At 57.5% G+C, this 9,958-nt stretch carries 7 protein-coding genes and 1 pseudogene; 6 read left to right on the top strand and 2 right to left on the bottom strand.

Annotated elements, in window-relative coordinates:
* A pseudogene (locus HYH07_RS02200) lies at positions 1–386 on the top strand (hypothetical protein); the annotation flags it as partial.
* A 140-nt stretch (positions 387–526) separates the two neighbouring features.
* Here HYH07_RS02200 and HYH07_RS02195 read toward each other — a convergent pair.
* On the bottom strand, positions 527–1,456 hold the full coding sequence (locus HYH07_RS02195) for a class I SAM-dependent methyltransferase (protein WP_220000924.1): 930 nt from the start codon (positions 1,454–1,456) through the stop codon (positions 527–529).
* A gap of 471 nt (positions 1,457–1,927) precedes the next feature.
* Here HYH07_RS02195 and HYH07_RS02190 point away from each other — a divergent pair, with 471 nt between their 5' ends.
* The 4 genes from HYH07_RS02190 to HYH07_RS02175 all read left to right on the top strand — a co-directional run bounded on the left by HYH07_RS02190 (position 1,928) and on the right by HYH07_RS02175 (position 6,702).
* On the top strand, positions 1,928–2,599 hold the full coding sequence (locus HYH07_RS02190) for a methyltransferase domain-containing protein (protein ID WP_220000923.1): 672 nt from the start codon (positions 1,928–1,930) through the stop codon (positions 2,597–2,599).
* A 426-nt stretch (positions 2,600–3,025) separates the two neighbouring features.
* On the top strand, positions 3,026–3,997 hold the full coding sequence (locus HYH07_RS02185; RefSeq protein ID WP_220000922.1) for a TylF/MycF/NovP-related O-methyltransferase: 972 nt from the start codon (positions 3,026–3,028) through the stop codon (positions 3,995–3,997).
* Positions 3,998–4,086: 89 nt separating this feature from the next.
* Complete coding sequence (locus tag HYH07_RS02180; protein WP_220000921.1) at positions 4,087–5,520, top strand: MBOAT family protein; 1,434 nt, start codon at positions 4,087–4,089, stop codon at positions 5,518–5,520.
* A gap of 15 nt (positions 5,521–5,535) precedes the next feature.
* Complete coding sequence (locus tag HYH07_RS02175; protein WP_220000920.1) at positions 5,536–6,702, top strand: alginate O-acetyltransferase AlgX-related protein; 1,167 nt, start codon at positions 5,536–5,538, stop codon at positions 6,700–6,702.
* Positions 6,703–6,706: 4 nt separating this feature from the next.
* On the opposite strand, the gene HYH07_RS02170 is transcribed toward HYH07_RS02175, so the two are convergent.
* Positions 6,707–7,705, bottom strand: a complete 999-nt coding sequence (locus tag HYH07_RS02170) for a glycosyltransferase family 2 protein (RefSeq protein WP_220000919.1) — start codon at positions 7,703–7,705, stop codon at positions 6,707–6,709.
* Between the two features lie 395 nt (positions 7,706–8,100).
* Here HYH07_RS02170 and HYH07_RS02165 point away from each other — a divergent pair, with 395 nt between their 5' ends.
* Positions 8,101–9,951, top strand: coding sequence for a glycosyltransferase (locus tag HYH07_RS02165; protein WP_220000918.1), 1,851 nt, complete (start codon positions 8,101–8,103; stop codon positions 9,949–9,951).
* The last annotated feature ends 7 nt before the right edge of the window (positions 9,952–9,958 follow it).

Here is a 9,958-nt window from a genome sequence, read left to right as displayed (position 1 = left end):
CGTATGCCGTTTGGAACACGGACGCGAATGGCAATTATCTCAACAATGCCCTCGGCGGAGTTTCAGGCAGCTCCGCCGGGCTAGAGTCGTTCGAGACCAGCTTTCAGCAGGACCTCAACGGGGATAGCTACATCGGCATACCGCCCGCGCATTCTTCGGCAATCAGTATCTTAGATAGCAATAATTTCTCATTTAGCCACGAGACCAACGGCAGTAATGCTGCATCTCACTCCCCGGTCGTCTCTTCGAACGAGAGCGGATTGCTTACATCAACTTCTGAGCAGTCGTTGTCCGCGCTGTCGGCTACGGTTGCCGGCAATGCGACTGCGACACCCGACGATCACTTGGTCTTAACCGTCCATTTGGAGCACTCCTTCTTGCTCTGAGTGCTGATGCCAATTTGGACGCCCGTCGTTGTTACGACTGAGGCCTCGGGCTCAGAAAACCAGTGATGCGATTCATAATCATCACTGGTTCAAGTGGTCGCAGCAAATGTTTGAGCGTGCCGCGTGACAAGCAGTCCTTCTCATCGAGCTAAGCGAAAAAGAAAGAAGCCATTCTCGTCGCTCGGCATGGAAAGCAGCGGCGAGATCATGGGTAAAAGCGAGGCTACCCATCGCCTTTTTATGTCTCTTCGGGTTTCGAGCGACAGCTCGTTCGTCATTTCAATGAGGAAGGGCGATATCGGTCGAAGCCCGATGTCCCACGCCTCAAGTACAAGGCGAGAGAGATAAGGTGTGCAAGATATCACCCGGAAACCCGCTCTTTCAAATTCAGAACTCCAATTCTCTTGAGTGAGGCAATTCTTGATGTTGTCGGAGCGGCCGCGGTCGATCAGTTTGAGCCACTCCCACTTGGGATCGCCGGTCTGAACGAAGAGTCGTTGATAGAATGAGAAATCGCGCAGTCGGTTGGACGGGACCTGAAGGATGCATTCGCCGCCAGGCTGCAGAACGCGCCGGATCTCGCGAAGAGTTGTCGGAAATTCCTCGATCCAGTACAAAATATTGGAATAGACAGTCGCGAAACTTCCATCAGGGAATGCGAGCGGCTCATTCGCGTCACCTTCCACCGTTCTCTCATAGAGGCCGGTCAGCATGGCTTTGTCGAGCAGTGCACGCTTGTGGTCAAAGCCGACCGCTATTTTGTATCGAGCGGGTTGCGCAATGACGTTGACCGCCTTCGCTGGGTCAAAGTGGTTATAGATGTCGGTGTTTTCGAAGAACTGATCGCGATCAGTCGTCATCGAAGAAAAATCGTAGTCAACAGAGTACCTGCCGCCGGCAAGCATGAAGCTGAAGGCACCATCGCCGCAGCCGAGATCCAGCATGGGGCCGCGGAAGTCGATGCTCTCAAGCACCCGAAAATCCGAGGCGCGCCAAGCTGCTGTCTCGGGGCGGAGCCAGAAGTATTCAAGAAGAGTCTGGAGCGTGGTGTCGCGGTCGATATTTGCCATGGAAGTCTATCCTCGAAAGGATCACGAGGTCCGCTTTGCGTCGATGCTGGATAAGCCCGGTTTCTCTTCAAATCCGTCTAGCATCAAACTTCATCAGAAACCAATCAGCTCCCGTCAGCAGGCCTTCAGGTATGTGAGTCTTGGCCAGTGCAGCAGCCAGCACCGGAACTCCAGCGCTCCGGTGTTGCCTTCGGGTGTTCGTGCCGCCGTACAGGCGGCACATGCGGACGCTGTCGGCGTCGCTGCCCCACTTGCTCAAGCCGCAAGGCGGGGGTAAATCTCGATGTTACGAGTATCCTGTGGGCGGGCCTTAGATTTTGTCTTACCGTATGGCTAGCGTTGCCCCTTTTGGCCGCGCTCACGCTCTTGGCCCGTCCGGGGAGACCGATATCCCGGCGAACGCGCTCGGATTTCCAGCGCGAAGCCCAGAGGGAATTGACCGATCCCCTCGTATCGCGGTAAAGGGCGGCGGTGACAATCGATCAGGAATACTACCGAGAAGTGCCATCTGGCGGTGTGGCGGAGAGGCTTCTCTTGGCCGCACGGGAGCGCATATTTCGAGATTTCATCTCCAACATGCTGCCCTCCTCGTCGGATGAGGTCCTTGACGTTGGCGTGTCTGACGTCATCAACGATGGCGCGAACGTCCTGGAGAGAAGTTACCTGCACCAGGAAAGAATTACAGCCTGCGGACTAGGCGCGGGCCATGGATTCAAGGCAGCCTATCCTCTTTGTCGTTATGTTCAGATCGAAGCGAATGCTCGATTGCCCTTTGATGATGGCTCGTTCGATATTGCAACTTCAAATGCGGTTCTTGAGCACGTTGGCAGCTACGACAACCAGGTGCTTTTCGTCAAAGAACTTTGTCGCGTTGCGCGCCGGGTGTTCATAACCGTCCCGAACAGGTTCTTTCCGGTCGAACACCACACGTCAATCCCCGTGGCCCATTACTGGGACTGGAGTTTCAGAATCGCTTCTCGGATTGCCGAAAAGTCGGAATGGACGGACGAGAAGAACCTCATTTTGATGACACGAAAGAGGCTCTGGCAAATCGCATCCACGATCACGAAGCCCGCGACGGTTGGCTACACCGGATTGCAATTCGGACCGTTGTCTTCGAATCTTTATCTGATGTTCAGGTAGGTTGGCGGTCGGTCTACGTCGGTAGGCAGAAATGATGCGTTCAGGGCTATCCTTGCTTTTCTCAGCTTTGGATTCTTGATCGGCCAGCTATGGTCGATATCGAATGGAGCGAGAGCCGGGCGTCTGTGATGGCTTTTGCTACCTGAGGTAGGCCAAGCTGGTTTCAGAGATTCGGATCTGGCCGCTTGCGCCACTGGCGCTCCGGTCCTGTCGATGTCATGGGGGAATAAAGGCTGGACGCCGGATGTGCCCGGCTTTCCATCACGAGGCCCCCGCTTCGGCAAGGCAACGGTGCCCAGGGACCCAGGAACCGTGGACCGCCTCCCTCGAATCGAGAAGGGGTGCTCCGTTTTCCTTGTCACGACTTTGCCTGGCCGGTAAATGGCTATTGGGCGGCCAATACCCTCCTCGCGTCTGCGACATCATTTGCTTGCTTTTTTGCCGGCGCCGTGGTCGGAAGCCTGGGCGGGATACGCGTCGACCCCAATCGTCTCCAATTATCAACTAGATACGGTGAAACAATTGTTGAAGCGCTTCTTGCGTACGAACCTCCGCCGCATGGGCTTGCGGGTGACGCGCATTCCAACAGAGGGAATAACCCGAGCGGCGGCTGACGGGCGCGATTGGGAAGACCGGTATTTCCAGGTCCTCGATCAACTCAAGATGTCGGAAGCAATGCGCGATATTCATCGTCAGGACGCTGCCGAGATCGAGCAACTCTATCGTCGATTTCTCTTCACCGACTTGCCGGTCAGGGAGGGGCGCTCCCGCGATCTCAGCGACCTCATAGGCACGACGGTCAGCGAAGCCATCTATGTGATCAAGTCTCTCCATGACGGCCTCAAGGTGGCTGGCGACATCTGCGAGTTTGGCGTCGCGCAGGGGGCCACCTCCAAGCTCCTGGCCTCTGAGATCATGCCGTTTCAGGACCGCAAGCTCTGGCTGTTCGACAGTTTCGAGGGTTTGCCTGCCCCGACACAGGAGGATCGCCTGATTCATGACATTTTCAATCTTGGCACCATGGCCAACTACAAGGGGACCATGGCTTCTCCGGAGACCGAAGTCCTGGCCAAGCTTGCCTCCATCAATTTCCCGAGCGAACGAATCAAGGTGAAGAAGGGCTGGGTGAGGGACGCGATCAAAAGCGAGGATTTGCCGTCGCAAGTGGCTTTCGCCTATGTCGATTTCGACTTTTACGAACCGATCAAGGATGCGCTGGAGTTCTTGGACGCACGCATGCCTGTGGGCGGGCGCATCGTGGTCGATGACTACGGTTACTTTTCGGAAGGCGCGCAACTCGCGGTCGATCAATTCGTGCAGGGCACGCAAGGTCGCTATAAGGCTGAGATGCCGCTACCCTTTGCCGGGCACTTCTGCATGCTCGACAAGGTCGGATGAGGCGGGCCGTCGCGATGTCGGATTTTCAACCGGCTCCTGGTTCGCTGCAAATCGGCTGGAGTCGCCTGAGCCGCGCGGGTTGATCGGCAATGGTGTTCAGCAGCATCGTCTTCCTGTTCTACTTTCTGCCGCTTTTTATCGCGGTATTCCTGCTGAGCGGGTTCAGCAAGAATGTGCTGCTGATCGCCAGTTTGGTGTTTTACGGTTGGGGTGAGCCGGTTTTTCTGCCGCTCGTCCTCGCGATGATCGCGATCAACTTCCTGCTGGGGAAAGCGATCGAGCGTGGGCTTGACAAAGGCGACGCGTGGTACTGGGTCTCGCTCGGCGTCGTGGTGAACCTCCTGCCGCTGGCGATTTTCAAATACGGCACTTTCCTGCTCGGTATAGTTGGCAGTCTCCTGGGGCCACTCGCGGCAAAGTTTGGCCTGTCGCCGTCCATATTCGTTCTTAAACCTTTGCCGCTGCCGCTCGGGATCTCGTTCTACACGTTCCACTCCCTCTCTTACCTGGTCGATGTCTACAGGAGGGATGTCCGCGCGGAGCGCAGCATCCGCGATCTCGCCGTCTACGTTTCGATGTTTCCCCAGCTCATCGCGGGACCGATCATCCGATACAAGACAATCGCGGGCGAATTGCATGAGCCGCTCATCACGGTCGACCGCTTCGCAACGGGCATCAGCTATTTTGTGATCGGGCTGGCCCAGAAAGTCCTGATCGCCAACACGGTGGCTGCGAGTGCGGACGCCATCTTCGCCCTCCCTCCGGAGCAGCTGTCCGCACCGATCGCATGGCTCGGGATCATCTGCTATACGCTGCAGATCTATTTCGATTTCGGCGGCTATTCGAATATGGCCATTGGGCTCGGCTTCATGATCGGGTTCAGTTACCCGCTGAATTTCAACTACCCCTATGTGTCCCGGTCGATGACCGAATTCTGGCATCGATGGCACATCTCGCTCTCATCGTGGTTTCGCGACTATCTTTACATTCCTCTCGGCGGTAATCGCGTCTCCCCCTGGAGAACATACGTCAATCTTTGGATGGTGTTCTTGCTTTGCGGTCTGTGGCATGGTGCGTCATGGAATTTCGTGCTCTGGGGTGCGGCACACGGCGGTTTTCTGGTGTTGGAGCGCCGCGGCTTCGGCCGCGTCATCTCCCGCGTCCATCCCTTCCTTGGCCATTTGTACGTGATGCTCGCCGTGATGGCGACCTGGGTCCTGTTCCGAGCTGAAACTCTCGAGTCCGCCGGACACTATTTCTCGGCATTGATCGGCTTGGGCGGTAATATGGCCAACGTGCCGCCGGTGCACCGCTTCCTTGGATTGGATGTGATGGTGGCGCTCGCTGCCGGCGCGATAGGATGCGGACCTTACGGGAACAGATTGCTGTCCTGGCTCGGCTCGGCGCTGCGCGTCGGAGAGCTGGAGGTCGGACGACTCGGAGGTCTCGCCGTGCTGTTCGGGTTGGTTGCGCTCAGCCTTGCCGGGGGGGCCTACAATCCGTTTATTTATTTCCGGTTCTAGCGGGAGGGCCAGCTCATGTCGAAGCACGCCCAGCAGGCCGCTATTCCCGCAAACAGGATGAGTCGCTTGAACGAGTGGCTTGTCATCGTTCTGTTTGGTGTTGCGCTGTTGACGCCCTTCATCGCGCAAGTAACGGGATTTGCGGCAGACGGTGCGAACGACAACCGCGCCCTCGCCCCTTTTCCGAAGGTGAACTCCTGGCGGGAGATCAAGCTCTTGCCTCGGTTGGCCGAGAACTATGTCAACGATCGTTTCGGCCTTCGCGGCCAGCTGGTGCATCTCAACAGCCTGATGCGTTACAGCCTCGGCCTGAGCGGGGCGCGCGATGTCGTGGTCGGCAGTGATGGCTGGCTGTTCTACACCGCAGACAAGATCCTGGAGCAGCATACCGGCGTCGATATCTTCTCATCCGCCGAGCTGGAAAGTTGGGTCCATCAAATGGAGGCCGATCGGGATTGGCTGGCCAAGCGGGGCATCGGATTCTACATCGTCATCGCGCCCGACAAGAACACGATTTACCCTGAGAAGCTGGCGGACTATCCGCGTGCCGCGGTTACTCGGATCGACCAGCTTGCGGCCAGGCTCAAGCATTCGGACCTGGAATTCATCGATCCTCGCGAAGGGTTGTTTAGGGCCAAGGCTGCCGGCGAGATGGTCTACACGCCAGGCGACTCGCATTGGAGCGAACGCGGGGCTTTCGTTGCCTACGATATGCTGATGGAGCGGATAAGGCAGAGATATCCGAGCGTCACCCCTTATTCCTTGGATGACTATACCATTTCTCATGGTGCGCCGGCGGCAAGCGATTTGGCCTACATCTTAACGTTGGACAAGAAGCTTGTTTATAGTGTCGAGCGAATGACTCCCAAGTGGAAGTCGCACCAGATTGAACGGCAGGCCGTCACGTACCGACCAGGGTGGGGCTGGCGCATCATAGAGAACAAGAACGATTTGAAGAATCGACCGAGGCTGCTGATGTTCGGCGACTCCTTCACGGATTACGTGCTGGGTCCGTACATGCTTTACGAGACCTTCCGTGATCCCGTATTCACTCACAACAATGGCGGCACCTTCAATTTCAATCTTGTCGACGAGGTCAAGCCGGACGTCGTTGTCGTGGAGTTCGCCGAACGATACCTGCACCTTGTGCCAATGAAGCCGGTCGGTTTCGATCCGCCGTGAGCACCTAAGGACGTTGCGGTGATGACACCTGGATTGCCGGATAGGAGAGATAGCGCATGCGCTTGTTTTCCCGACGTCCGCGCGTCACCGTTTCAAGGATGACGCCGCTCATGAGCGTCAGCAAGCCGGTAATTGCAAGGCCGGTGATCAGGACAGCGGTCGGGAGGCGAGGAACAAGGCCGGTCTCCAGGTAGGTGACAATCAACGGGATGGCCAGCCCCACCATCAGCAGAAACATCACGATGCTAATGGATGCGAAGAATCGAAAAGGCCTCTCGGCCTTCAACAAAAGAAGGATCACCCAAAGGATACGAAATCCATCGTGCATTGTGCGCAACTTGCTGACCGATCCTTCGGGGCGCTCCTTGTAGGGAGCCGTGATCTCGGCGATACGCACTCCGAGTTCCAGCGCGTGAACGGTAATCTCCGTTTCAATCTCGAAACCTTCCGAGAGCGCCGGAAAGGATTTCACGAAGCGGCGCGACATTGCGCGATATCCTGACAGGATGTCCTTGCATTGATGGCCAAAGCTTTGCGAGAGCGCACTCGTCAACAGCGTATTGCCGAAGCGGTGTCCGGAGCGGTAGGCCTGCTTGCCGGTTGCGATCCGCACGGCGTTGACCATATCGGCCTGCTCATGCAGGACCGGCTCGATCAGCCGCCTTGCGCTTGCGGCATCGTAGGTGTCGTCGCCATCGACGAGGATATAGACGTCAGCCTCGATGTCCGCGAACATGCGCCGAACAACGTTGCCCTTGCCCTGGTTGGTCTCTTTGCGACAGATGGCGCCGGCTTTGAGCGCAACATCAATGGTGCGGTCCGTGGAGTTGTTGTCGTAAACGTAGATCTCTGCCTCCGGAAGCGTGGCGCGAAAATCGTTCACGACGTTTCCGATCGTTAGCTCTTCGTTGAAACAGGGAACCAGGACGGCGACCCGAGGTGCGGGCATTGTCGCAGGGGCCGAGGATCCCACCTCTTGTTTGCCAGCCAGGACCTGATCCATATTCGTGCTCCGATACTACTTGGTTGCCTGCCGAATGCGGATGCTCAAGATCGCTTAACCCGTCCAGCTAGTGGCAAAACAGTTTCGACTATTCCCCGGTCGAGGTCTCCAGAGGCCCAGCGCAAGTGGACGTGATTCGTCGCGTCAGGAAACCGAAATAACCTCGGAAAATCAATCGTGACTTGACATCTGGTTGGTGTTTTAAGGCAGGTCAAGGTAATTTCCGGCTTGTCCACCACCCATAAGCGGGTTAAGCACGGAGCGAAATTCGGATTCATGCCGGCCAGGTGAGCTTTTGTGCCTTCAGGGACATGAGGCTTCGCTCTTGCTGTTTCCCCGAGATCCGGTACGCCGAACTCGATCCTAGCGGCTTAGACGAGTGATGATTTCTTCTGATGATTGAAAGACGAGCTCCGACGAGGTTCATCGGCAGCTTGCAGCGAGTTGCTGTCTTCGTGGCGACCTCGTTTGAACGCTCGTTTCAATGGTTTTCCGGCTCTCGGAACCCCGCCATTGCTGTTGCTCGTGAGACAATCCGCTCGCGTCCTGTTCTGCGTGCTGCCGCGCGAGCGCTCGTCCGGGGTGTCCGCGTCTTGCCGCGACTCCAAGAGCGATATCAAGGACGGCGGTCAACTGCAGTCCGGCTGCTGGATGCAATTTTAGTCGCCCGCGATATCGGCGGCAGTGTCACGACTGCGGAACTCGAGCAGATCTTTCATCGCGGCCGCGGTCGACGCGACGTCCTGGTGGTCGCTGACGGCCCGGAGCGCGAGCAGATCGAGGTTGTGCTTGCTGCAGCCGCAGCGAAGGTGACATCCACTGCGCCCGGGTCAGCCTACATTGGCCGTCTCGATCGGTTTAATCTGATTGTCGTTGGGCCACGGGGCGAACTGGGGACGGCTTCGGCAAGGGAGGTGCTTCGCGTCGGTCGTATCGGCAGGAGATCCGAATATTCTTCCTTCGCCAACGGCGCTGCAGCTGAACTGCCAGCGGCGAACCGACAAGCTCGGCCACTTCGCGACAGGCTGAGGAGTGGCGGACCGGTCCGGATCGTCTTCCTGAACGATGCCGGGTTTCAATACGGCGCCGGAATTGCGTTGAAGCGACAAGTTGCTTCCATGCTTTTGAAAGGCTTCGAAGTCGCTGTCTTCGCTTGGACTCCTGGCCAATTGCTTAACGCGCCGATCGTCACCGGCGTGAAGCACTTCCCGGGCTGGCTCGGAGTTCAGGATCTGCACGAAATCTATGGCGACGAGTCCGGTGAAGAGATTGCAGGAGATCTTGCAACCAGAATTGCCGCGCTCAAGCCCGATGTGGTGATCACCGGGAACGTGCATGGTGCCCCATGGCCGCTCGCGCTGCTTTCGGCGATTCGGTCGCAAGGCATCCTCGTCATGGCGTTCATGCACGATGTGTATTTTGTCACCGGTCGCTGCGCCTATCCAATGTCCTGCCAGCTTTACCAGACCGGCTGCAACGCGAGTTGTCCGACGCCGAATGAGTATCCGAAACTGGCGCCCGAACGAATTGCTCCAGCCTGGCAAGAGCGTGGCAAGGTTTTCGCCGGGCCGAACGCCGTTCCCCTTGTCGGCAACAGTCAATGGACTGCCAACATTGTCGTCCAGCGATTTGGAAATCAGGCGGCGGCGCGCTTCGTCCATCTTGCGCTTGATCACGAACTTTTTTCGCCCATTCCGCGAAGTGTCGCGCGAAGACTCCTCGGCATTCCGGAGCGGGCGGCGATTGTGCTGCTGGGCGCTGTCGATGTGAAGAACCAGTGGAAGGGGGGGCCGCTGTTTCATGATCTGCATCAGGCTCTGCTCAAGCGCAAGGATGTGGGAGTTGTGCTGTTCGGCTACATGTCGGAAGCGCTGTCCTCCCTCCGCTCGTTTGGCCTGGTGACCGACGAGCGCAAGATGGCGTTGATTTTGAATTGCGCCGACGTTTACGTCAGTGCGGCGACCGCTGAAGCATTTGGACAATCCCTTTTGGAAGCATCCGCCTGCGGCGTACCCGTCGTGGCCTTCGATGTTGGAGCGGTCAGCGAGGTCTTGGTCAACGAGGAGACCGCAATCCTGGTGAAAGAGCTGAAGGTCGAAGCCCTGCTGCGTGCTGTCGATCGCTTGCTGGCCGACCCGGCGTTGCGGGAGCGTCTCGGCCGCGCAGCCAGAACGCGGGTGGAGCAACGCTTTACGCTCACGCGCCAGGCCGATGCGTGGGTCGATTTGCTGGCGAAGGCGGATTAGCTGACGA

The sequence above is a fragment of the Bradyrhizobium sp. BR 10261 genome (assembly GCF_019455395.1).
Classification (GTDB): domain Bacteria; phylum Pseudomonadota; class Alphaproteobacteria; order Rhizobiales; family Xanthobacteraceae; genus Bradyrhizobium; species Bradyrhizobium manausense.
This window is presented reverse-complemented; position numbering and strand designations above follow the sequence as displayed.

Excerpts from the sequence above, each read along its gene's own strand:
- HYH07_RS02195 (WP_220000924.1), bottom strand. The coding sequence starts at position 1,456 with ATGGCAAATATCGACCGCGACACCACGCTCCAGACTCTTCTTGAATAC.
- HYH07_RS02180 (WP_220000921.1), top strand. The coding sequence starts at position 4,087 with ATGGTGTTCAGCAGCATCGTCTTCCTGTTCTACTTTCTGCCGCTTTTT.
- HYH07_RS02175 (WP_220000920.1), top strand. The coding sequence starts at position 5,536 with ATGTCGAAGCACGCCCAGCAGGCCGCTATTCCCGCAAACAGGATGAGT.
- HYH07_RS02170 (WP_220000919.1), bottom strand. The coding sequence starts at position 7,705 with ATGGATCAGGTCCTGGCTGGCAAACAAGAGGTGGGATCCTCGGCCCCT.
- HYH07_RS02165 (WP_220000918.1), top strand. The coding sequence starts at position 8,101 with ATGATTGAAAGACGAGCTCCGACGAGGTTCATCGGCAGCTTGCAGCGA.